Genomic DNA, 22,784 nt, shown 5'->3' with positions numbered 1-22,784 from the left:
GACGATCGACCGAAGACGACACCACCGCTGCACCAGCACCCATCCGACAGAATGGGAGACGACTGACATGCCTGCGACAGACCTGACCAGCCTCAAGGAATCGACGACCAGCGCCAGCGAGAGCGAGAACCCCGTCATCCCCGCGCCCACGCCCAAGGGGACGCGGCCCCGGACGAATCGCGACTGGTGGCCGAACCAGATCGACCTCTCCGTGCTGCACGGCCACTCGTCGTTGTCCAACCCCCTCGACGCGGACTTTGACTACGCCGAGGCGTTCAAGACCCTCGATCTCGAAGCCCTGAAGCGCGATCTCATCAAGGTCATGACGACGTCTCAGGACTGGTGGCCAGCCGACTATGGCCACTACGGCCCCCTCTTCGTCCGGATGTCCTGGCACGCGGCCGGCACCTACCGCATCGCCGATGGCCGTGGCGGCGGCGGCAGCGGCATGCAGCGCTTCGCGCCGCTCAACAGCTGGCCCGACAACGCCAACCTCGACAAGGCGCGCCGTCTCCTCTGGCCGATCAAGCAGAAGTACGGCCAGAAGATCTCCTGGGCCGACCTGCTGGTCTACGCCGGGAACGTCGCGATGGAGTCGATGGGCTTCAAGACGTTCGGGTTCGGGTTCGGGCGGCCCGATGTCTGGGAGCCAGAAGAGATCTTCTGGGGGCCAGAAGACGCCTGGCTGGGCGACGAGCGCTACTCCGGCAAGCGGGACCTGCACGGCTCGCTCGGCGCGGTCCAGATGGGGCTGATTTATGTCAATCCCGAAGGCCCGGCCGGCAATCCCGACCCGGTCGCAGCCGCCCACGACATCCGCGAGACGTTCCGCCGCATGGCGATGAACGACGAGGAGACGGCGGCGCTGATCGTCGGCGGCCACACCTTCGGCAAGGTGCACGGGGCCGGCCCTGCCGACAAGGTCGGGCCGGAGCCCGAGGCCGCCGGACTTGAGGAGCAGGGCCTCGGCTGGAGGAACGGGCACGGCACCGGCAAGGGCGGCGACACCGTCACCAGCGGCCTCGAGGGCGCCTGGACGAACAACCCGATTCAGTGGGACAACGGCTTCCTGGAGAACCTGTACAAGTACGACTGGGAGCTGACGACCAGCCCGGCCGGCGCGAAGCAGTGGACGCCGACGAACCCCGAGGCCGAGGACACCGTGCCCGACGCGCACGATTCGTCCAGGCGCCACCGGCCGATGATGCTGACCACCGACCTGTCGATGCGGTTGGACCCGGCCTACGCCGCCATCACCAGGCGGTTCCTGGAGCATCCGGATCAGCTCGCGGATGCGTTCGGCAAGGCCTGGTACAAGCTCCTGCACCGCGACATGGGTCCGCTCTCCCGCTACCTCGGGCCGTGGGTTGCCGAGCCGCAGCCCTGGCAGGATCCGGTGCCGGCCGTCGATCACGACCTGATCGACGCCGAGGACATCGCGACGCTCAAGGGCAAGCTGCTCGGCTCGGGGCTGACGGGCTCGCAGCTGGTGTCCACGGCCTGGGCGGCGGCCTCCTCTTTCCGGGGCAGCGACAAGCGTGGCGGCGCGAACGGCGCACGGCTGCGGCTCGCCCCCCAGCGGAGCTGGGCGGTCAACGATCCGGCGCGGTTGGCGACGGTTCTGCCCATCCTGGAGCGGATTCAGCAGGAGTTCAACGCCGCACAGACCGGCAGCAAGCGGGTCTCGCTGGCCGACCTGATCGTGCTGGGCGGGTGCGCGGCCGTCGAGCAGGCGGCGCAGGCGGCCGGCTTCACGGTCAGCGTGCCGTTCGCACCGGGCCGCACGGACGCCTCGCAGGAGCAGACGGACGTGGAGTCGTTCGCCGTCCTCGAGCTGGCGGCGGACGGGTTCCGCAACTACCTGCGCGCTGGCCTCAAGCTGCAGCCGGAGACGCTGCTCGTCGAGCGAGCCTACATGCTGACGCTGACGGCTCCCCAGATGACGGCGCTTCTGGGCGGCCTGCGGGTGCTCGACGTCAACGCCGGCCGGTCTCAGCACGGCGTCTTCACGAGCCGTCCAGGGACGCTCTCGAACGACTTCTTCGTGAACCTGCTCGACATGGGCACCGCGTGGCGGCCATCGGCGTCGGCTGAGCACGTCTACGAAGGACGCGATCGCGCAACCGGCGCGGTCAAGTGGACCGCGACGGGCGTCGACCTGGTGTTCGGCGCGAACTCGCAGCTACGGGCGCTGGCCGAAGTCTACGCCAGCGCGGATGGCAAGGAGAAGCTCGTTCGGGACTTCGTGGCCGCCTGGGACAAGGTCATGAACCTGGACCGCTACGACCTGAGGTAGGGGCAGGCTGTTGCGCGCGCCTGCATCGCACGGGTCGCTGCCCCGCCCACGGATCATGGCCGTGGACGGGGCAGCGACCCCTTTGTCGTGCCGGCGCGCCGTGTTGCAGGCCGCCAGCGGACGGTGCCGCCTCAGGACCGAGCGACGGCATCCTGCTGTGCGAGCACCTGTTCCAGGCCGACAGCGCGCTGGCCCGGGAGGCCGTCGGAGAGATCGCAGACGACCTGCCGACCGCCCGTTGTCGGCTGGTACTGGCCGGGATGTCGGCGCCGCTGGACGGCCTCGGGCTGGCGGGCACGGAGCAGCTCGCCGTGCTCCAGGCGACGCGCCCGCGGCGTCAGTCCTTGCCGAACTTCTCCGCTGCCGTGGGCAACACGATGCTGGCAGAATGCCAGCGTCCGCGGGCATCATCGCTCCGCGCCGTTCGTCGCGGACTGCCACCAAAAGCGCCGTCCCAAGATCGGTGCACCGCACGTTCCCTAGTCTGTCAAACCACCGCACGCTTTCGTGGACAGCGCTGTCGGGCGCTTTTCGATCACTTGAAGTGGCGGGCTACGCTGCATGCACTCGTTCTCGCACACTGACGATCCGACGAGGCTGGCTCGGCTTCGTGCACTCGACCTCCTCGACTCCCAGCCGGACGAGCGCTTTGACCGGCTGACGAGGCTGACCACCCGCTTTCTGAGCGCGCCCGTCGCGCTCATCACGCTGGTGGACGACACGCGGCAGTTCTTCCTGAGCGAGGTCGGGCTGCCGGAGCCCTGGGCGAGCCGGCGCGAGACCCCGCTCACGCACTCCTTCTGCCAGATCGTGGTGCGGACACGCCGGCCAATGGTCGTCGAGGACGCGCGGCACGACTATCGCGTGGTCACCAACCGCGCGATCCCTGACCTCGGCATCGTCGCCTACGCGGGCATCCCGCTGACGCTGGCGAGCGGCGACACCATCGGGGCGATGTGCGCCATCGATCGTCAGCCGCGCGCGTGGTCCGATGACGACCTCGAGGTGCTGACCGACCTTGCTGAAACGGTTATGTCAGAGATCCAGCTGCGCGAGGCGGTGTCCGAGGCTCGCAAGCTGGCCGTGGTGACGGCCCGAACGAACAATGGCGTCGCCGTCATGGATCCCCGTGGCACCATCGAGTGGGTCAACGAGGGATTCGTTCGGATGACCGGCTACCGTTCGCAGGAGGCCGTCGGACAACGGGTCAGTCAGCTGCTTTCCGGGCCGGACACAAACCTCGAAGTCGCCAGGCGGTTGACGACCGCGATGCGCTGCGGCGCGTGCCTGAGTGTCGAGTTGCTGAACTATCGCAAGGACGGCACGAGCTACTGGGCAGATATCGACTTGCTTCCCATCTACGGCGACGACGGGCAGCTTGTCCAGTACACCTCCGTGCAGACCGACATCACCGAGCGCAAGCAAGCTGAGCACGAGGCCCGCGCGAGCCGCGACTTCCTCCGGTCGGTGATCGACACCGTCGCCGACCCGATCTTCGTGAAGGATGAGCACCACCGCTGGGTGCTCGGCAACCGGGCGTTCTGGCAGTTCATCGACGCCGACGAGTCCTCACACCTCGGCAAGACCGACTACGAGATCGTGCCGAAGGAGGAGGCCGATATCTCCTGGGAGCAGGATGAACTCGCGCTCGCCAGCTCGGTCCCGATCGAGAACGAGGAGCAGTTCACCGGCTCGGATGGGACGGTCCGCACCCTGCTGACCAAGAAGTCGTCATTCGTCGGCGCCAACGGGCAGCGACTCCTGGCCGCCACCAGCCGCGACATCACAGATCGCGCACGCGACGCTGCACAGCTCGCCGAGACGAATGCCGCCCTGCGCGAGGCCGTGATCCGCGCTGAGGCAGCAGACCGTGCCAAGACCGACTTCCTGGCCATGATGTCGCACGAGATCCGCACCCCGATGAACGGCGTGCTCGGCATGAGCCAGTTGCTGCTGGGCACCGATCTCGACCCCGGGCAGCGCGAGCTGGCGCGCACCATCCAGGTCAGCGGCGGCGCGCTGCTCCAGATCATCGACGACTTGCTGGACTTCTCGAAAGTCGAGGCCGGGCGCCTGAACCTCGAACAGTCGCCCTTTGACCCGCTGCACCTGCTTGACGACATCGTCGCGACCGGTTCACCGCAGGCGCTGGCGAAGGGGCTGGCCCTCACAACGCTGGCCTCGCACCAGCCCGGGCTGAAGCTGGTCGGCGATCCCGGCCGATTGCGCCAGGTGATCCTGAACCTGATGGGCAATGCCCTGAAGTTCACCGACCGGGGGGCGGTCTCGCTCACCCTGTCCGTCGAGCCGTCCGCCCAGCACACAGATCGTGAGCTGGTCCGCATCGATGTCTCGGACACCGGGCCGGGCATCGCCGCCGACGTGCTCCATCGGCTGTTCGAGCCGTTTGTCCAGGCCGATGCCTCGACGACTCGGCGCTTCGGCGGTACCGGGCTGGGGCTGGCGATCACCCGGCGGCTCGTCAGCCTGATGGGTGGCGAAGTCTCGGTCGAGACCGAGGTTGGCCGGGGCAGTACCTTCTCCATCGTCGTCACGCTGCCCGTGAACCGATCCGAGCAGCCGAGATTCTCGCCGCTGCGCGGAGTTCGGGCCGTCATCTCGACGCGGCAGGCCGAGACAGCCAGCGCGCTGGCCGCACAGCTTGAGGCGTGGGGCATGGGCGTGGAGACCTGCCCGACAGGCGTTCCAGAGCGTGCGCTCCTCGCCCCAACCAGCAGCCATCCACGAACGATGATCCTCATCGATGCAGACCGGCTGCCGCGGCTCGTCACGCAGGGCGGGGAAGGCGGAGCGCTGACGTGCCCGGTCATCGTGCTGTCGCCGCTCGGCCAGACGCCCCACAGCAACCGTCCGGCCAGCGACGGCATTCCCCTCACGCTGCCGGTCCAGCCGGGGCATCTGTATGATGCCGTGCGCGCCGCTGCCGCGTGCGCGCGGACGGGCGAGCTGCGGAAGACGCCGACGGGTGTCGCGCCGACGGTCGAGCAGACCACTCACACTGCACGCATCCTGGTCGCCGAGGACAACCCTATCGGGCAGAAGGTGATCCGCGCCATGCTGCGGCAGCTCGGCTACGAGTTCGACCTCGTCGCCGATGGTGAGGCGGTGGTCAAGTCAGCCCTGGCGCAAGAGTACGCCGCCGTCCTGATGGACTGTCACATGCCCGGCATCGACGGCTTCGAGGCCACGCGCCTGCTGCGCCAGCGGCTTGCCCGCCATCTGCCGATCATCGCGCTCACGGCCTCGGTGCTCGACACCGACCGCAAGCGCTGCAGCGAGGTCGGCATGGACGACTTCGTTGCCAAGCCGGTGGACCGCCTGACGCTCCAGTCTATCCTGCTGAAGTGGGCCAGGCCGACGTAGTCCCGGCCGTCGGTCGGCTTCGGGCGCTGCCCGCCGCCGGGCGAGCCGTCAGCGGGGCCGCTCCTTCTCAGGCGTCGCCTTTGCCCCAGACGCCGTCCGCGCCAGCGTCAGCATCCGCTCGAACTCCTGGGCGTACAGGCGCGCAAAGCCGGGGTCGTCCACGATCAGCAGGTTCTCGTCGTTCTCGCGGTCTGCGCCGTCGCTGAAGTTGAACGACCCCATCATCGTGGTACGGCCGTCGAGCACGAAGACCTTGTGGTGCATCACGTAGGGGTTGCCGTCCTGATACACCTGGAGGCCAGCCTGCTTCATGCTGCCGTACTCGCTGAATCGGGTCTCGGAGCCGGTCTTCTCGAAGACGCCGGCGACGGAAACGCCGGCCGTCGCCCGGGCCTTGACGGCCTGCCCGATGGCGTCGTGGGTGAACGAGAAGGCCAGAAACTGGATGGACTGGCTGGCCTGATTGACGCGGTCGGCGATCCGCTGGGCAACGCCATCTTCCGGCGCGAAGAGCACCTGGACGCGCATACCGCCCACCTGGACCGGCGGATGGACGCTGTTGCGGGGTCGCGCAGCGCCGAACTTGCGCTGCACGAACATGAACTCGAACTCTTGAGTGTAGAGGCGGGCAAGCTCGGGGGACGCCATGCGGATCGCGTTATTGTTGAGACGATAGGTGTCGCCCACGGTCAGATTCCAGGAGCCTGTCCAGATCTCCTGGCCGTCGCGCACGGCAAACTTGTCGTGCATGATGGCGTTACGCTCGTCCGGCACGATGGTCACGCCAGCGTCGCGGACGATCTTGAGCGCGTTCTGGGTCACCGGATCGCGAACGTCGTTGACGGTGTCGGAGTCGGTCACCATCCGCACGGCGACGCCACGCTGTCGCGCTCGGCGGATCGCCTGAGCCACATTCTCCAGGTCAAACTCGTAGGCCGCGATGTCGAGCGACGTGGTCGCCGCATCTACAAAGGCCACGAACTTCTCGTCGATGCCGCCGTGGCGCGTGGCTGGCCGGTCCGGGTAGATGGGCGTGGTGAAGTACACCTCGACCGGGCCATTCGGCCCGCCAGCCACTGGCGACGGCGCGGGCGATTGGCCGCCCTGTTGAGAAGGGGTCGAGCCGGGGATGCGCTCCCACAACAGCACGATGACGAGCACCAGCAGCAGCAGGAGGATGAGGGAGATCAGCCACCAGGGAACGCCACGCCGCGCGCGCCGGCGGCTGCTCACGCGGTCTCCTCACCGAGCGTCGGCGCGGTGTGGGCTTCCTGGGCAACTTGAAGCGCGTCGCGGATGGCGACCAGGCCGGCTTCGATGGTGGTATCGGCCTGCTCGTCGTCAAGGGCGGCCGTGGCAGCCGCCAGCGCGTCGGTCTGAGCGAGCGCCCAGTCCAGCAGCGGCTGGTACTCGTCGTCGGTCAGGTCGCCGCGCAGGCCCTCATCGTCGAGGATGCGGCCGGCCGCCCGCTCCTGCCGGCCAGGGACGGCGTCGGCAAAGGGTGGGGGGTCGGAAGAGACATCGGCCTCGGCCTCTGCAGGAACCTCAGCTTCAGGCGCCGAGTCGGCCTCACCCGCAGACTCGGGGTACACCTCGTCCGCCGACTGTGGAGTGACCTCGTCTGCTGGCTCCGGCTGCACCTCGTCTGATGACTGTCGAGTGACCTCCTCTGCCGGCTCGGAAGCGACCTCGCCCTCGTACTCGGGCTGCACGTCGTCCTCTGACGACGGCTGGCTGAGGTCGTCCGGCTGCTCGTCGTCGCCGAACAGCCGAGCCTGCAGCGCTCTCAGGAAGTCCATCGGCTGGCCACGCATTCGGACGACATGCTTGATGGTAGCCGTTCCGTCGATCTGCCGGGCGCCCTCCGTGTTGAAGCGCGGGTGAACGTCTCAGGCGTCTGGCTCGTCGGGGCCGCTCAGGGCTGTCACCGCCTTGACAACCGCCGACATGTCGCGCCGGCCGAAGCCCAGGTTCGAGGCCGATCCGTACAACTGCTCGGCAGCCGCCGCCATGATCGCCGGCGCCTGCACGCCCTTCGCCGCCGAGATCGCGAGTCCGAGATCCTTCCGCATGAGGTCAACCATGAAGCCCGGCTCGTAGTCCTGGTTCGCCGGTGTGACCGGGATCACGTCGCCAATCGGCAGGTTGACGTCGTGCGACCAGCAGCGCCCCGACGACTTGCTGATCACGTCGTACATCACCTTTGGATCGGCCCCCGCGCGGATGCCGATGTTGTACGCCTCGGCCACCACGGCCATGCTGACGCCGGCGATCAGGTTGTTGACCACCTTGACGACTTCGCCCATGCCGTTCTCGCCGCAGTGAATGACGTTCTTCCCCATCGCTTCGAGGATCGGCCTGACCTCCTCGAACACGCCTGCCGGACCGCCGACCATGATCGTCAGGGTGGCGTCCCGCGCGCCGACCGAGCCGCCGCTCACGGGCGCATCCAGCATCGTGAAGCCGGCCGCCGCGACCTTCTCCGCCACCGATTTGCTCACCAGCGGATCGATGGTGCTCATGTCCACCAGGACCGATCCCGGACGCATGCCCTCCAGCACACCGCCCGCCCCGAGCACGGCGGCCTCGACGTGCGGCGAGGACGGCAGCATCGTGACGATCACCTCACCGGCCGCCGCTGCCGCCTTTGCGCTGTCCACGATCTCCGCGCCGTATTCGCGCAGCTCGTCCAGCGGCGCGGGGTTGAGATCGTACGCCGTCACGGGGATGTGCCGCTTGAGCAGGTTGATCGCCATGAGCTTGCCCATGGTGCCGACGCCGACAAACCCGACGCGCTTCGCCATCTTGATACCCTCGACGAGTGTGGCGGGAATCGTACCCCTGGCAGCAGCGTGGCGCATAGGCGAGGGCAGCGTCTGGCCCGGAGTCTGATAGACTGCCTCCATTCTGCTCGCCGAGGCGCACGATGATCCGCCACGTCATCATGGTCAAGTTCAAGCCGGATGCCCCCGCGGGCGGCCTCCGGTTCCTCCACAACTTCTGGGAGGAGTCCCGGACACGCTACAGGGGGATGCTCGGGCTGACGTACGGTCCCGACGCTGGCCTGCGCGACGGCAACTGGACAACCCTGGCCGTCTTCGACTTCGCGGACGAGGCGTCGTTCCGGGCCTTCGACGCGGACGCCTACCACAACGAGGTCAGGGCGCAGTTGCCGGCCAACGGCGTGGAGCAGGCAGTCCGCTGCCAGATCCGCCTGTAGGCCGAGGGCGGCGACGTACCGCGATCGAGGGCGACGCGGCCGGCTAGATGTCCCGGCCGCCGTCGATCTCGAACGCGGTGCCCGTCACCATGTACGCCTCGTCCGAGGCCAGGTACAGCGCCGCGTTGGCGATGTCCGTCGGGGTGTTGAAGCGCCCCATCGGGATGGTGCCCAGGAAGCGGGCACGGGCCTCGGCCGGGTCGGCCTTGCCGAAGAAGTCGGGCAGCATCGGCGTGTCCGTGGCGACCGGGTTGATCGAGACCACCCGGATCTTGAACGGCGCAAGCTCGATAGCCACGGCCTTGGTCAGCCCGATCACCGCCGCCTTCGACGCCGCGTAGGAGCTCATCCCAGGGCGTGGCCGGATGCCAGCGGTGGACGCTGTGCTGAGGATCACGCCGCCGCCCTGCCGCTTCATCTGCGGGACGACGTACTTGATGCCGAGATGCACGCTGCGGACGTTGACGGCCATCATCCGGTCGAAGAAAGCGTCGTCAACCTCCTCAATCGGGGTGCCGCCCATCGGGATACCGGCATTGTTGTAGAGGATGTCCACCTTGCCCCAGGTCTCGACGGTCCGCGCGATCATCTGCTGCACGTCGTCGGGGCTGCTGACATCCGCCCGCACGAAGATCGCCTCACCGCCGGCCTCGTGGATCGCTTCCACGGTCTGCTCGCCGGCCGGCTCCGAGAGATCGACCACGGCGACCTTCGAGCCCTCCTTCGCGAACAGCTCGGAAGTGGCCCGCCCGATGCCCGAGCCGGCCCCGGTGATGATGGCGACCTTCCCCGCAAGGCGCATCAGCCGTTCCCGTCCTTGCGGACCACGAAGTTGCCGAGCACCAGCGTATCGAGACCGCTCGCGAAGAAGGTGTTCATCGCGTTGTCCGGCGTGGTGACGATCGGCTCGCCGCGCAGGTTGAACGAGGTGTTCATGATGACCGGCACGCCGGTCGCCTGCTCGAAGTTGGAGATCAGGGCGTGGTAACGGGGGTTCGTCTCGGCCAGGACCGTTTGCAGGCGGCCCGTCCCCAGGTGGCTGACGGCCGGGATCTTCGACTGCTTGTCCTCGGCCACCGGCATCACCGCCAGCATGAACTTCGCCAGCTCCTTCGGCCAGGAGGTCGGGTCGTCAGTGTGGTCGAAGTAGCCGTTCACCCGCTCCGAGAGGATGCTCGGCGCGAACGGGCGGAACGGCTCGCGGAACTTGATCTTGACGTTGACCACGTCCTTCATCTCTTCGCGGCGCGGATCGGCGATGATGCTGCGGTTGCCGAGGGCGCGTGGCCCCCACTCGAAGCGGCCCTGGTACCAGCCGAGCACGCGACCTGAGGCTAGCTCGCCGGCGCAGACCTCGGCCAGCTTGTCCTCGTTGCCGATGTACTCGTAGCTGACGCCGCGCGCTTCGAGCGCCGACTTGATCTCGCCGTCGTTGTACCCGCGGCCCCAGTACGCATGATCCATCACGAACGTGCGGGGCTTGCCCAGCAGCACGTGATGGGCGTAGAGGGCCGCGCCCAGCGCACCACCGGAGTCGCCGGCGGAGGGCTGGATATACAGCTCCTCGAAACCCGTCTCACGCAGCAGCCGGCCGTTGGCAACGCTGTTGTAGGCCACGCCACCGGCCATGCAGAGCCGCTTGGAGCCGGTTCGTTTGTGCAGGTAATTGGCGATGTTGATGATCGCCTCTTCGGTGGTCGTCTGCACGCTGGCGGCGATATCGGCGTAGTACTGGTTCTCCTCGATGGACGCCTTCGAGGCCCCGTCAGGGACGCCGGTCTCCAGCGTGTAGAACTCGGACTCGCGCTTGCGCGGCGTTCCAAACAGCGTCTCGAACTTCCGGCTGAACGTGTTCTCCATCGAGTGATGGAAGCTGAAGTAGTCCATGTCCAGCCAGAAGCTGCCGTCGTTCGCGAAGTCGATGACCTTGCGAACCTTGTCCTGGTGATTCGGGCGGCCGTAGGGGGCCATACCCATCACCTTGTACTCGCCGTCGTTGACCTCGAAGCCGAGCCACGCGGTGAACGCCGAGTAGTAGAGGCCGAGCGAGTGCGGGAACCGCGACTCCTGGAACAGCTCGATGCTGTTCGTGCCGCTGCCGTCCCAGGTCGCTTTGCCCATGCCGAGCGTGGCCGAGGTCCACTCGCCGACGCCGTCCACGGTCAGGACAGCCGACTCTTCGTAGGGCGAGCAGAAGAACGCGCTCGCGGCGTGGGACAGGTGGTGCTCCACGAACAACACCTTGTCCATCGGCACGGCCAGCTGCTTGCGGATGCGATCCTTGATCCAGAGCTTCTCGTTGAGCCAGGTGATCATCGCCTCGCGGAAGACGACGGTGGACTTCGGCCACGTCGCGAGGGCGGTGGTCAGGAGCCGCTCGAACTTCGGGAGCGGCTTCTCGTAGAAGACCACGTAGTCAAGGTCTTCCGGAGTGATGCCGGCTTCTTCCAGGCAGTAGGCCACGGCGAGAGTCGGGTAACCCGAATCGTGCTTCTTCCGGGAGAAGCGCTCCTCCTCAGCGGCGGCAATCAGGACACCGTCCTTGAGGAGGGCGGCTGCGGAATCGTGGTAGAAGCACGAGATTCCAAGGATGTACACGCGCGTACTGCCTCCGGCCGACGGCAGGAGCAGGGCGGGCTCTATGCCCGAGTCGCCCTGCCGGCCACGAGATCGCCCGGGACTCCCGAGCCCGATCAGAAAATGGTGTAGATGAACGGGCCGAGCGGCGTGGCCGAGGCCAGCGCGATCAGCGCGCCGATGACCAGCAGGCCGACCACGATCGGAAGCAGGAACCAGCCACGTCGATCCTGAACCAGGAAGTGGAGCAGCTCGCCGATCGTCCGAAAGATGCCCAAGGTCATGCCCCCGCGTCCAAGCGTGACTTGGCGCGGCCCAAGTATACAAAAGCCCTTGCAGGGGCGCACAAACAGCCGCCCCACGCGCAAGCGACCTTAACCTGATTCACACAATGGCCCGCACCCGTCAGGGGCGGAGGACCGTCACGGTCAGCCGGTCGGGGTCCATGTGGGTCCGCGCCACCCGCTGGATGTCCCCGCTAGTGACGGCGTCCACGGCGGCGAGATACGCCGACAACGGTTCGTAGGTGCCGAGCGCCTCGCCATCGCTCAGCTCCTCGGCCAGATCGACGCTCCGCTCTCGATTCAGGAGCAGGCGGCCACGGATGTACGCCTTGGCCTCGGCCAGCTCGTCGGCCTCCACGGGCTGCTCGCGGAGCGCCCGCAGCTCGGCCTTGATCGTCTCCATCACGCGGTCCACGTTCGATGGCCGCGCGCCGGCCGAGACGCCCCACACGCCCACATCCGTCAGGGCCAGGTAGAACGGGTAGGCCGACGAGGCAATCGCCTGGGTGTCCACCAGCTCGCGTTCGAGGCGGCGGCCGGACTCCCCGAGGATAGCGTCGAGCACGTCGAAGACGTACCGGTCCTTGCTGTCGTAGCCGACCGTCGGCCCGCCCATGATGATGCGGGCCTGCTGGCCGGGCGCCTGGTCGACCAGCATCCTCGGCTCGGCGGGCGGCACCGCTGCGACGTTCTTCGGCGGCACGGCGCCGGTGCGGAGATCGGCGAACGCCGTCGCCAGCTTCGCGAACACCTCGTCATGCTTCACGTTGCCGACGACCGCCACGACCATGTTGCCGGCCACGAAATAGGTGTCGCGGAAGCCGACCAGCACCTCGCGGGTGGACGAGTTGATCGTCTGGCGGTTGCCGATGGGGAGGTTTCGGGCCGGGTGATCGCCGAAGACCTCCACCAGGAAGATGTCATACGCCTTGCTGGTGGGGCTGTTGTTCCGGCCGTTCAGCTCTTCGAGGACGACGCGCCGCTCTTTGTCGATCTTCTCGGCGGCGAACAGCGAGTGGGCCATCTGGTCGGCTATCACGTCCAGGCCAAGCTCGAAGTCCTCGGTGGCGGTCACCACCTGGAAGTTGATCGACTCCCAGCCGGTCCAGGCGTTGGTCCAGCCGCCGCGCGCCTCCAGCTCGCGGTCGAGGTCGGCGGCGTCCGGCCGGCGCGGCGTGCCCTGGAAGAACATGTGCTCCATGAAGTGGGCCGCGCCGACCGTCTCGCGGCGCTCGTCGCGCGAGCCGCCACGAATCCCGACGCTGATCGCCGTGACCTCGCTCTCTGGACGCTCGCGCACGACGGCACGCAGGCCGTTCGGCAGCACGGTTCGGTAGACGTCTGGCTCGTCGGCCGCGCGCACAGCGGCGTTCACAGTGCCTCCTACCGCCACGCCGAGCGCGAGGCCGGCCAGCACAGCAGTACACAGGATGGTGGTCAGGCGGGCGGCCCCGAGGATACGAATCATGGGAGCACCTCGCCGCTGTCCAGCATGGCGGCATCGGTCGGGCCGCCGGCGTCGGGCGGGCCGCCGGCGTCGGTCGGACCAGCCGGGCGCGTCATGACGACGACGAGCCGCTCGGGATCGAGATATGTTCGGGCCACACGCTGCACGTCGGCCGCCGTCACGGCGCGAATCGCCTGGGCCTGCAGCTCACGCGAGGGGATCCCGAACATGGTGTCACGCGCGGTGTAGAGCGCTTCGTTGGCGCTCGTCTCCATCGCGATGGTCCGCGAGCCGATCTCGCCGCCGATGGCGTTCTGCAGCTCGGTCGGGCTGATCGGCTCCTCGCGCACGCGCTTCAGCTCGGCCTTGACGAGGTCGAGCACGGCATCCGCCGAGCCGGGCCGCGTGCCGGCGTAGACGTAGAACAGGCCCCCGTCAACGTACTGGGTGACGGCTGAGTAGGTGCTGTACGCCAGCCCGCGCCGGTCCCGAATCTCGGTGAAGAGCCGGCCGCTGGACCGTCCGAGGACGGCGTTGAGCACGCGCAGGGGCGCGCGATCCTCCGTCGCGACTCCGGGGATCTGCGCCCCGACGAAGATGTGTGACTGATCCGTCCCGAGCGGCAGGTCAACCGTCTGCGCGAGGACGACCTGGACATCGCCGTAATTGACGGCCGGCACCGGGCCGGCTGGCAGGTCCGCCAGCGCCGCGGCGAGGCGGGCGGTCACCTCGTCCGGGCTCATGCCGCTGACGACGGAGATCAGGACGTTCGGGCCGACCAGCCGCTCGCGCCAGTAGCCCTGCAGTTGCTCGACGGTCAGCTCTTCGACGGCCTCCGACGTGCCAGCCGGCAGGTGGCTCAGCGGGTGATCGCCGAAGATGGTCTGGAAAAAGGTGTCGGTCGCACGGTCCTCGGGCTCGTCCTCGTGCTCCTGCACCTGCTGGAGGATGACAGCGCGCTCACGCTCGAGATCGTCCGGGTCGAAGCGGGAGCGGAGCAGCACCTCGTGCAGCACGTCGAGCGCCAGATCGGCATCGTCCTGGCCGGCCGTCACGGCGACCTCGACGATCTCGCGGCCGGCCGAGACCGCGAGGTCGCCGCCACGGCTGGTCAGCGCCCGGCTGAGGGCGTCACGCGTCGGCCAGCGCTCGGTGCCGAGCACCAGGGCGCTTTCGAGAAACCTGGTGGCGCTGGCGGTCTGAGCCGTCTCGTAGCGTGCGCCGGCCCGCACGGCCACGTCGATGGCGAGCACCTGACTGCCGGTCCGCTGGCGGCTCACGACGGTGATCCCGTTGGGGAGCACCGAGCTGACTGCGGCGGTGGCCGCGCCGGCCTCTCGGGGCGACGGCCCTGCCGCGACAGCGGCAATCAGGGCGCAACTGGCTATCAGACGCATTGACCGCACCGGCTCCATCCTCTCACATCGCACTGATGATGACTGTGGACGGAGTATAGCGAGGCCGCCCACGTCACTCGTGGGCGGCCTCGCCGGGATGAGCGGGAGCGGCTGGACGACCGCCGCCGGCCAGACCGAGACCTAGCGTCGGCGCGAGGTGTCGTCGTTCAGGCGGTCGCGCCGATCGGCGTCACGGTCCCGACGCCGCTCGTCCGGGGTCTCGACGGCAGCATCACCAGCCATCGCGCCGGCCGTGCCGCCAATCGCCGCACCGGCGGCCAGCCCGACCGGGCCGCCAATGGCTGCGCCAGCGACGCCGCCGGCCGCGCCACCGGCGAGCGCACCGCCGGCCGTGGCCGCCGTGTTCTCACCTTCGGTGCCGGTGTCACGGTCGTAGTCGTTGAAGTTGGTCCGGCCGCGACCGTAGTCCCAGCCGCGCCGCACGTCGTTGCGATGGGTGTCGTAGTCGCCGGTTATGCCGCTGCGCGTCCACTCCTGGCGGAGCGTCGGCTCGGCGTTACGGTAGTCGGCACGCATGTCGCCGGTCCGCATGCGGCCATACGACTCGTAGCCGAAGCGGTGGGCCGGCTCGACGTCCTCCCACCTGCGGCTGGCGCCGTAGCGGTTCTCGTAGGATGTGCGGAAGCGCGGAGCGGTCTCGTTCCACGAGGAGTAGGCCGTCGACGTGCTCTCGGTATCACGCCCGCCATTCTCGCGCAGGATGTCGCGAGCCTCGTCGAACCGGCCGCGCGCCTGCACCGTCACGACGATGCCACCCCGCCTGAACTCGGTGTCGTAGTAGCGGGCCTCGTCCTCGGGGATGCCGGCCCCGGTCAGCGCACCGATGATGCCGCCAGTGGTCGCGCCGATGGCCGCGCCGCCGAGCGCTGCCGCAATCGGCCCGGCCGCGATGATCGGGCCGACGCCTGGGATCGCCAGCGCGCCGATTCCCACCAGCCAGCCGGCCACGCCGCCGAGCAGGCCGCCCGCAAGCGCGCCAGTTGCTGCACCGGTGGCTGCCTCGGTGCCGGTGTCGTCGGCCAGTCGGCCGGCGGTATCCCGGTCGCGAGCCAGGATGCTGATGTCGTCGGCCAGGAAGCCGGCGTCGCGAAGGGCGTTGATGGCGTCCTGCGCGTCGTCCCGCTCGTCGAAGACCGCAACGACGGTATCGCGTGTCTGCATTGTCGTTCCTCCCACGGATTGCCTCAGCCGAAGCTGGCGAGCAGCACCGCTGGCGCGTGTCCGCCGTCGAAGCGGGTAGGCAGGAACAGGGCCAACGAACGCGCGATGCGAGCCAGGATGCCGAATTGTCGCAAAGCTGTTCGGAGACTGATCGACGCTGTAACACAGCGTCCGGTGGGTCCGGCGGCGCCGATACGGCGGGCGAGTTTGAGATTCAGGGATCGATCAGGGGTGGCGTGGGGCTGGGAACGCTGGACTCCGCGCGCCGGCCCGTGCATCATCCCATTGGGAGATGCGTGCGCCGATGTCTGGGTACATCCTCGTGCTTGACGACGACGAGATCGTTCGAGACCTGCTCACCATCACGCTGACGAGTGCGGGCTACGCTGTCGAGGCGGTTCCGACGATGGATGAGGCGCTGACGCTGGCGGTCGAGCGCCCGCCCCGCGTGGTCGTGTTCGACCTGGGCTTGAACGGCGAGAGCGGCAGCGAGTTCGTGCAGGCGTACCGCGCGCTGCCCGACTCGTCAGCGTCGCTGGTGATCCTGAGCGGCGCGACGCGGATTGCGGAGCGGGCCGCCGAGCTTGCCGTCGAGCGGTTCCTGATCAAGCCGTACGACCTGGGTACGCTGCTGGCGCTTGTCGCCGACGCCTATCAGGCGTTGCCAGGGTAGCGAGAGGCTGGCGGAGGTGCATGGGAGTCGAACCCACCCCTGACCGCGCTGGCGGCCAGGCAACCGTTTTGAAGACGGCGAGACCCACCGGGACCCTTCCACCCCCAGAGCGAGCCGACCGACGGCCAGCCGCCGCGCACAGCATACCGTAAACACCGGCCGGCCTCCCCGCCGCCGGCGCGCTGGTCCGGACTGTGCAACCGGCGGCCTGTGCCGAACGTATCTTCTGCAAAGCACCCCGGTGCATCGCCGAGGAGGAACCAGCCCTGTCTGTCTACGTCGGAGCCTGTATCCTGACCCTCCACCTGCCCGCCAGCCACTCACTCAAGGACAAGCGGCAGGTGGTGCGCTCGCTGTCCGACCGCCTGCGTCGGCAGTTCAACGTGGCCGTCGCCGAGGTCGAGGAGCAGGATGCCTGGCAGACCGCCGTACTGGGCCTCGCCGTCATCAGCAACGAAGCTGGCCATGCCTCTCGACAGGTGGAGCGCATCCTGGAGGCCATCGAAGAGACCCGTCTCGACGCCGAGCTGGTCGACCGGCAGATCGACGTGATGTCGCTGTGACGTGATACGCCTGTGATATCGGCGCAGCAGAGCGATATTGCTGCGCCGAACAGAAGACTGTGACAATGGCATATGGGGGTGTCCGCCCCCGCAGCCTGGGAACCACGGCCATGAGCCTCTCTTCGGAAGGGACGTCGGATTCGGCGGCCTTCGAGCAGCTGGTCGAGGAGTACGGGGACCGCGTCTACGGGATCGCGCTCCGTATCACCGGCTCGCCCGCCGACGCCGAGGATGCCATGCAGGACGCCTTCCTGCAGGCGTTCCGAAGCTGGCCCTCCTTTCGAGGCGAGTCTTCCCCGACGACATGGCTCTACCGCATCGCCGTGAACGCCGCGCTGATGCGGGTCCGCTCGCGCCGCCCTGTTGAGCCGCTCGACGACGTGCTCGAGACCGACGAGATCGTTGAGTGGTCGGCGGATGCCCTGCAGGCGGTTCTGCGCGGCGAGTTGAACGAGCAGATCGGCGCGGGCATCGCCCGGCTGCCCGACGAGATGCGGGTGGTGCTGATCCTCCGCGACATCGAGAGCCTTTCGACGGCCGAGACCGCCGCGACGCTGGACATCACCGAAGCAGCCGTCAAATCCCGTCTCCACCGCGCCCGCACGATCCTCCGGGCCTACCTCGGCGGACTGCTCGCCAGCGACCGCTGACGGCAGAATCGCTCGTCTGGCGGCCGAACGGGCGCGGCCTGCCTGAATCCTTTTCGGCCAGCCTGCATCTAACTCTCCAAACGCGGGCACCTCGCGAGTGCGGCAGGAGAGGGTTCAGATGCTCAACCTCGTTTCACGGCTGGAAGCATTCAGAGCGGAAGAGCAGCAACTTGCCTGGCGCGGCAGCTTCAAGGAGTACTTCGACCTTGTCGTTGCCGACCCGAAGATCGCCCGGCTCTCACACGCCCGCCTCTACGACATGCTCATGTCCAGGGGCGTCGCGACGCTGCCAAACGGTGAGAAGCAGCACGCCTTCTTCGCCGACGAGCTGTACGGCATCGAGCGGCCGTTGCAGCACCTTGTGGACTACTTCGCGTCGGCGGCGCGCCGCCTGGAGGTCCGCAAGCGCATCCTCCTCCTGATGGGACCAGTCGGCGGTGGCAAGTCCACCATCGTCACGATGCTCAAGCGGGGGCTTGAGGAGTACACCCGCCAGGAGGGCGCTGTCTACGCCATCGCCGGCTGCCCGATGCATGAGGAGCCGTTGCACCTGCTGCCGGACAGCATCCGCAAGGAAATCTGGGACGAGTACGGCATCTACATCGAGGGCGATCTCTGCCCGCGCTGCCGGGTGGCCGTGGACGAGCAGTACGGCGGCCGGATCGAGGATGTCGAGGTCTGTCGAGTCGCCTTCTCAGAGAAGAAGCGGGTCGGCATCGGCACGTTCGCGCCGTCCGACCCGAAGTCGCAGGATATCAGCGAGCTGACCGGGTCCATCGACCTTGCCACCATCGGCGACTACGGCGTCGAGAGCGATCCACGAGCCTACCGATTCGACGGCGAACTCAACGTTGCGAATCGCGGCCTCATGGAATTCGTAGAAATGCTCAAGTGCGACGAGAAGTTCCTCTACAACCTGCTGACGTTGTCGCAGGAGCAGAACATCAAGACCGGCCGCTTCGCGATGATCTACGCCGACGAAGTGATCGTCTCACACACCAACGAGCACGAGTACACCTCGTTCATCGGCAACAAGAAGTCCGAGGCGCTCCACGACCGCATCATCCTGATCAAGGTTCCGTACAACCTGAAGGTGACCGAAGAGGTCAAGATCTACGAGAAGCTGATCGGAAACAGCAACCTGCAGGGCGTGCACGTCGCGCCGAACACCTTGCGCGTCGCCAGCATGTTCGCGATCCTCTCCCGGCTCGAAGCGTCCAAGAAGGCCGGCATGAGCCTGATGAAGAAGCTCAAGCTGTACGACGGCGAGGACGTGGACGACTTCAGCCAGAAGGACGTGCGGGAGCTTCAGGACGAGGCCACCCGTGAGGGGATGGACGGCATCTCCCCCCGCTACGTCATCAACGCCCTCTCGACGGCCCTGGTGCGCGGCGACACCACCTGCATCAACCCGATCGACGCCCTGCGCGCCCTGCGCGACGGTATGGAGCACAGCCCGGGCCTGACCCGCGAGCGCAAGGACGAGCTGCTGAACCTGATCGCCGAGACACGCCGCGAGTACGACGAGCTGGCGAAGAAGGAAGTGCAGCGCGCCTTCGTCTACTCCTTCGAGCAATCCGCCAAGACCCTGCTCGACAACTACCTGGACAACGTCGAGGCGTTCTGCAACAAGACCAAGCTGCGCGACCCGATCACCGAGGACGAGGTCGAGCCGGACGAGCAGCTGATGCGGTCCGTCGAGGAGCAGATCGGCATCTCCGAGAACGCCAAGAAGGCGTTCCGCGAGGAGATCCTGATTCGGCTCTCGGCGATGGCCCGGCGCAATCAGTCGTTCACGTACCAGTCGCACGAGCGGCTGCGCGAGGCCATCGAGAAGAAGCTGTTCGCCGACCTCAAGGACGTGGTCAAGATCACGACCAGCACCAAGACCCCGGATGCCGAGCAGCTGCGGCGCATCAACGAGGTGGCGGACCGGCTGATCGCGGAGCAGGGCTACTGCCCCACCTGTGCCAACGAGCTGGTCAAGTACGTCGGCGCGCTGCTGTCGCGCTAGGAGGCCCACGATGCTGCCAACCGTCTCGCTCTCCAAGAGCGACTGGTCGCTGCACCGCAAGGGGCCGATTGACCAGGCGCGCCACAACGAGCGTGTGAAAGAGGCCATCAAGGACAGCCTGGGGGATATCGTCAGCCAGGAGTCGATCATCACCTCGGACGGCAAGAAGATCGTCAAGATCCCGATTCGGTCGCTGGAGCTGCCGCGTTTCCGCTTCGACCGAGGCCGGAAGAAGCACGCCGGCCAGGGCCAGGGCGGCTCGAAGGTCGGCGACGTGATCGGGCAGGAGGCGGGAGGACAACCGCGGGGGCCGGGCAAGGGGAAGCAGGCCGGCGAGATGCCGGGCATCGACTACTACGAGGCCGAGATCACGGTAGACGAGCTGGCAGCCCTGATGTTCGAGGATCTCGGGCTGCCGTTCCTCAAGCCGAAGGGTCGGGCCCTGGTGGAGTCGGAGGAGGTCCGCTTCGACGAGGTCCGCAAGACCGGCCCGCTCAGTAACCTCGACAAGCGCCGCACCATCCGTCAGAACCTGATGCGAAACGCTCGGGCCGGGCGCTCCGGCTTCGGCGGTCTCCAGAACGACGATCTCCGCTTCAAGACCTGGGAGCGGCGCGTCAAGGAGGAGTCGAACGCCGTCGTCATCGCCATGCGCGACGTGTCGGGCTCGATGGGCGAGTTCGAGAAGTACATCACGCGCAGCTTCTACTTCTGGATGGTGCGCTTCCTCCGCACGCGCTACACCCAGGTGCAGATCGTCTTCATCACCCACCACACCGAGGCAAAGGAGGTGGACGAGGACACCTTCTTCAACCTGGGCGAGAGCGGCGGCACCAAGGTGTCGTCGGCGTACCAGTTGGCGCTGGAGATCGCCAACGAGCGCTACCCCGCCTCGGAGTGGAACACCTACCCGTTCCACTTCTCGGACGGCGACAACTGGGGCGAGGTGGACAACCAGCGCTGCCTCGATCTGGTGAAGGCCCTGCTGGCCCGCTCCAATGCGTTCGGCTACGGTGAGATTCAGGAGGGCGGCCGGCGCTCCCCCTCCACACTGATGTCGGCGTTCGGCCAGATCCGCGATCCGCAATTCATCGGCGTCACCATCACCAAGAAGGAAGACGTCTACCCGGCCCTCAAACAGTTCTTCTCGACGCGTGACGAGTCCGGCCTCGCGGCGGTGGCCCGATGACCCCCGAAGAGATCCGCGAGCTGGAGCGCGCCATCGGGGAGATCTGGGAGATCGCCGGGCGGGTCGGGCTGGAGCCGTACCCGGTCCACTTCGAGCTGGTGCCGGCCTCGATCATGTACGAGTTCGGGGCCTACGGGCTGCCGGGACGGTTCTCGCACTGGACTCACGGGCGAGCATACCAGCAGATCAAGACCCAGTACGACTACGGCCTGAGCAAGATCTACGAGCTGGTCATCAACACGAACCCTGCCTACGCCTTCCTGCTGGAGAACAACTCGGTCCTTCAGAACAAGCTGGTGGCGGCGCACGTCCTGGCGCACGTCGACTTCTTCAAGAATAACGCCTACTTCGCGCACACCAACCGCTCGATGCTGGAGACGGTCAGCATCAACGCCGAGCGCCTGCGCCGCTACGAGTTCGAGCACGGGCAGAAGGCGGTCGAGCAGCTGCTGGACGCCGTGCTCTCGATCCAGGAGCACATCGACGCCAACCCCCGCCTGCGGGTGACGCCGCCCGAGCCGCCGAAGCGGCGGTCAGCCACGCCCCGCCCCTACGACGACATCTTCGCGCTGGGCGAGGCGAAGGAAGACCCACCGCCGCCGATGCCGCGCAAGCTGCCGCCGCAGCCAGAGAAGGATCTGCTGCTCTTTCTGGCCGACCACGCCCCGGACCTCGAGCCGTGGCAGCGCGACGTGATCCACATCGTCCGCGCGGAGCAGTTGTACTTCCTGCCCCAGATGCAGACGAAGATCATGAACGAGGGCTGGGCCAGCTTCTGGCACGCCCGCATCCTGCGCGAGCTTGACCTGAGCAGCGAGGAGTACGTCGAGTTCGCGCGGCTGCACAGCAGCGTGCTCTCACCCTCCAAGCGGAGCGTCAACCCGTACTACCTGGGCATGAAGATCTTCGAGGACATCGAACGACGCTGGAACGAGCCGAGCCCAGAGGAGCGGGAGAAGCTCGGGCGTACGGCCGGGCAGGGGCTGGCCAAGGTCTTCGAGGTGCGCGAGGTGGACAACGACGCCTCGTTCCTCCGCAACTACCTGACGAAGGATCTGGTGGAGGAGCTTGACCTCTACCTGTACAAGCTGGAAGGGGACCAGTGGGTCATCGCGGAGAAGGACTGGGAGGCCGTCCGCGACACAATCCTTGCCGGCATGACCAACTTCGGGCAACCCTACATAGTGGTTGAAGACGGCGACTATCGCCGCGGCCGCGAGCTGTATCTGAAACACTGCCACGAGGGTGACGATCTCGACCTTGAGTACGCGGACAAGACGTTGAAGTACGTGCATCAGCTGTGGTCGCGGCCGGTGCATCTTGAGACGCTCGTCGAGGGCAAACACACCGTTCTCAAGTATGAGGGGCAGCACGGACGGGCAATCGCTGGCGTCAAGTGAGTGCGCCAGCAGCCCGAGCTGCGCCTGGAATTCAATGCGGGGCGGTGCGCCGAATGCCGCCCAACAGGATGGGGCTATAATGGACAGCCACGTCACGTCGTATGCCGCCGCCGGGTGCGCTGAGAGCGGGCGCGGATCGTCATCTTTGAGCCCCGATATGAGCGGAGCGTCCGGGAGGAGCGTAGTGACCAGGGCCGACGAGGGGGTCGCGCCGGTGTCGCGAGGCGCCACGCAGCCATCGACCCAGGCCAGCGTTGGGGTCGCCGATCTCACCCACGATCTCGTCAGAGGTCAGCTGTCAGAGTACCTGGACGACAGCCTGAGCGAGACAGTCCGCCACAGGATCGACCGTCATCTTGCGACGTGCCAGCCCTGCGCCGCCTACCTGGAGTCGTTCAGGGCGACGGTCAGAGCCGTCAGCCAGCTGCCGGCCCCCAAGGCCCCGGCGGGAGCGCGCGCCCGCATCCTCGAACAGGCCCGCCGCGAGCAGGCCTGAGCCCGGAGCGAC

The 22,784-nt window shown here is 67.4% G+C and carries 19 protein-coding genes and 1 tRNA gene; 10 read left to right on the top strand and 10 right to left on the bottom strand.

From position 1 onward, the window contains the following. The first annotated feature begins 67 nt into the window (after positions 1-67). Both katG and IT306_05270 read left to right on the top strand, forming a co-directional pair. Positions 68-2,296: a catalase/peroxidase HPI gene (gene katG / locus IT306_05275; GenBank protein ID MCC7367809.1), complete on the top strand. Its 2,229-nt coding sequence runs from the start codon at positions 68-70 to the stop codon at positions 2,294-2,296. 561 nt (positions 2,297-2,857) lie between these two features. Then, positions 2,858-5,680: a PAS domain S-box protein gene (locus IT306_05270; protein MCC7367808.1), complete on the top strand. Its 2,823-nt coding sequence runs from the start codon at positions 2,858-2,860 to the stop codon at positions 5,678-5,680. Positions 5,681-5,728: 48 nt separating this feature from the next. Here the strand turns inward: IT306_05270 and IT306_05265 are convergent, their stop codons facing one another. The 3 genes from IT306_05265 to mmsB all read right to left on the bottom strand — a co-directional run bounded on the left by IT306_05265 (position 5,729) and on the right by mmsB (position 8,541). After that, positions 5,729-6,913 carry a phospholipase gene (locus tag IT306_05265; GenBank protein ID MCC7367807.1) on the bottom strand — a complete coding sequence of 395 codons (1,185 nt, stop codon included), beginning with the start codon at positions 6,911-6,913 and terminating at the stop codon, positions 5,729-5,731. After that, positions 6,910-7,494 (bottom strand): hypothetical protein, encoded by a 585-nt coding sequence (locus IT306_05260; protein ID MCC7367806.1) that lies wholly within the window; start codon positions 7,492-7,494, stop codon positions 6,910-6,912. Before IT306_05260 ends, IT306_05265 begins: the two co-directional genes overlap by 4 nt. Positions 7,495-7,569: 75 nt before the next feature. Beyond that, positions 7,570-8,541 carry a 3-hydroxyisobutyrate dehydrogenase gene (gene mmsB, locus IT306_05255; GenBank protein ID MCC7367805.1) on the bottom strand — a complete coding sequence of 324 codons (972 nt, stop codon included), beginning with the start codon at positions 8,539-8,541 and terminating at the stop codon, positions 7,570-7,572. Between the two features lie 65 nt (positions 8,542-8,606). Between mmsB and IT306_05250 the strand changes: the two genes are divergently transcribed. Then, positions 8,607-8,900 (top strand): Dabb family protein, encoded by a 294-nt coding sequence (locus IT306_05250; GenBank protein ID MCC7367804.1) that lies wholly within the window; start codon positions 8,607-8,609, stop codon positions 8,898-8,900. Positions 8,901-8,943: 43 nt separating this feature from the next. Here the strand turns inward: IT306_05250 and IT306_05245 are convergent, their stop codons facing one another. From IT306_05245 to IT306_05220, 6 genes are all read right to left on the bottom strand, one after another. Continuing rightward, entirely contained in the window at positions 8,944-9,702 is a 759-nt protein-coding gene (locus IT306_05245; GenBank protein ID MCC7367803.1) for an SDR family oxidoreductase, read from the bottom strand. Further along, complete coding sequence (locus IT306_05240; GenBank protein MCC7367802.1) at positions 9,702-11,498, bottom strand: carbamoyltransferase; 1,797 nt, start codon at positions 11,496-11,498, stop codon at positions 9,702-9,704. The genes IT306_05245 and IT306_05240 overlap by 1 nt, the downstream gene beginning before the upstream one ends. A gap of 95 nt (positions 11,499-11,593) precedes the next feature. Further along, positions 11,594-11,761, bottom strand: a complete 168-nt coding sequence (locus tag IT306_05235; GenBank protein MCC7367801.1) for a hypothetical protein — start codon at positions 11,759-11,761, stop codon at positions 11,594-11,596. 121 nt (positions 11,762-11,882) lie between these two features. Beyond that, positions 11,883-13,229, bottom strand: coding sequence for an insulinase family protein (locus IT306_05230; protein ID MCC7367800.1), 1,347 nt, complete (start codon positions 13,227-13,229; stop codon positions 11,883-11,885). Beyond that, entirely contained in the window at positions 13,226-14,614 is a 1,389-nt protein-coding gene (locus tag IT306_05225; GenBank protein ID MCC7367799.1) for an insulinase family protein, read from the bottom strand. The genes IT306_05230 and IT306_05225 overlap by 4 nt, the downstream gene beginning before the upstream one ends. 132 nt (positions 14,615-14,746) lie before the next feature. Next, positions 14,747-15,787 (bottom strand): general stress protein, encoded by a 1,041-nt coding sequence (locus tag IT306_05220; GenBank protein ID MCC7367798.1) that lies wholly within the window; start codon positions 15,785-15,787, stop codon positions 14,747-14,749. A 304-nt stretch (positions 15,788-16,091) separates the two neighbouring features. On the opposite strand from IT306_05220, the gene IT306_05215 reads away from it, so the two are divergent. Continuing rightward, positions 16,092-16,460 (top strand): response regulator, encoded by a 369-nt coding sequence (locus IT306_05215; protein MCC7367797.1) that lies wholly within the window; start codon positions 16,092-16,094, stop codon positions 16,458-16,460. Positions 16,461-16,468: 8 nt separating this feature from the next. Here the strand turns inward: IT306_05215 and IT306_05210 are convergent. After that, positions 16,469-16,566 (bottom strand) — tRNA-Sec (locus IT306_05210). A gap of 88 nt (positions 16,567-16,654) precedes the next feature. Between IT306_05210 and IT306_05205 the strand changes: the two genes are divergently transcribed. The 6 genes from IT306_05205 (at position 16,655) to IT306_05180 (ending at position 22,772) form a co-directional block, all read left to right on the top strand. Then, positions 16,655-17,023, top strand: a complete 369-nt coding sequence (locus IT306_05205) for a DUF503 domain-containing protein (protein ID MCC7367796.1) — start codon at positions 16,655-16,657, stop codon at positions 17,021-17,023. Between the two features lie 110 nt (positions 17,024-17,133). Next, entirely contained in the window at positions 17,134-17,673 is a 540-nt protein-coding gene (locus IT306_05200) for a sigma-70 family RNA polymerase sigma factor (protein MCC7367795.1), read from the top strand. Positions 17,674-17,791: 118 nt separating this feature from the next. After that, positions 17,792-19,687 (top strand): protein prkA, encoded by a 1,896-nt coding sequence (locus tag IT306_05195; protein ID MCC7367794.1) that lies wholly within the window; start codon positions 17,792-17,794, stop codon positions 19,685-19,687. Between the two features lie 10 nt (positions 19,688-19,697). After that, a complete protein-coding gene (yhbH, locus tag IT306_05190; GenBank protein ID MCC7367793.1) occupies positions 19,698-20,876 on the top strand; it encodes a sporulation protein YhbH in 1,179 nt (392 codons plus the stop codon). Then, positions 20,873-22,276, top strand: coding sequence for a SpoVR family protein (locus IT306_05185; GenBank protein ID MCC7367792.1), 1,404 nt, complete (start codon positions 20,873-20,875; stop codon positions 22,274-22,276). Before yhbH ends, IT306_05185 begins: the two co-directional genes overlap by 4 nt. A gap of 184 nt (positions 22,277-22,460) precedes the next feature. Then, the gene (locus IT306_05180; GenBank protein ID MCC7367791.1) at positions 22,461-22,772 is read left to right on the top strand and encodes a zf-HC2 domain-containing protein; all 312 of its coding nucleotides are present in this window, start codon (positions 22,461-22,463) and stop codon (positions 22,770-22,772) included. The last annotated feature ends 12 nt before the right edge of the window (positions 22,773-22,784 follow it).

The sequence above is a fragment of the Chloroflexota bacterium genome (assembly GCA_020850535.1).
Lineage (GTDB): Bacteria > Chloroflexota > UBA6077 > UBA6077 > JACCZL01 > JADZEM01.
Note: the sequence above shows the minus strand (reverse complement) of the source record. Positions and strands in the feature narration are given on the sequence as shown.

Bases quoted from the DNA above. Each gene is read 5' to 3' on its own strand.
- katG (MCC7367809.1), top strand. From the start codon at position 68: ATGCCTGCGACAGACCTGACCAGCCTCAAGGAATCGACGACCAGCGCC.
- IT306_05270 (MCC7367808.1), top strand. From the start codon at position 2,858: ATGCACTCGTTCTCGCACACTGACGATCCGACGAGGCTGGCTCGGCTT.
- IT306_05260 (MCC7367806.1), bottom strand. From the start codon at position 7,494: ATGCGTGGCCAGCCGATGGACTTCCTGAGAGCGCTGCAGGCTCGGCTG.
- mmsB (MCC7367805.1), bottom strand. From the start codon at position 8,541: ATGCGCCACGCTGCTGCCAGGGGTACGATTCCCGCCACACTCGTCGAG.
- IT306_05250 (MCC7367804.1), top strand. From the start codon at position 8,607: ATGATCCGCCACGTCATCATGGTCAAGTTCAAGCCGGATGCCCCCGCG.
- IT306_05245 (MCC7367803.1), bottom strand. From the start codon at position 9,702: ATGCGCCTTGCGGGGAAGGTCGCCATCATCACCGGGGCCGGCTCGGGC.
- IT306_05235 (MCC7367801.1), bottom strand. From the start codon at position 11,761: ATGACCTTGGGCATCTTTCGGACGATCGGCGAGCTGCTCCACTTCCTG.
- IT306_05230 (MCC7367800.1), bottom strand. From the start codon at position 13,229: ATGATTCGTATCCTCGGGGCCGCCCGCCTGACCACCATCCTGTGTACT.
- IT306_05220 (MCC7367798.1), bottom strand. From the start codon at position 15,787: ATGCAGACACGCGATACCGTCGTTGCGGTCTTCGACGAGCGGGACGAC.
- IT306_05215 (MCC7367797.1), top strand. From the start codon at position 16,092: ATGTCTGGGTACATCCTCGTGCTTGACGACGACGAGATCGTTCGAGAC.
- IT306_05200 (MCC7367795.1), top strand. From the start codon at position 17,134: ATGAGCCTCTCTTCGGAAGGGACGTCGGATTCGGCGGCCTTCGAGCAG.
- IT306_05195 (MCC7367794.1), top strand. From the start codon at position 17,792: ATGCTCAACCTCGTTTCACGGCTGGAAGCATTCAGAGCGGAAGAGCAG.
- yhbH (MCC7367793.1), top strand. From the start codon at position 19,698: ATGCTGCCAACCGTCTCGCTCTCCAAGAGCGACTGGTCGCTGCACCGC.
- IT306_05185 (MCC7367792.1), top strand. From the start codon at position 20,873: ATGACCCCCGAAGAGATCCGCGAGCTGGAGCGCGCCATCGGGGAGATC.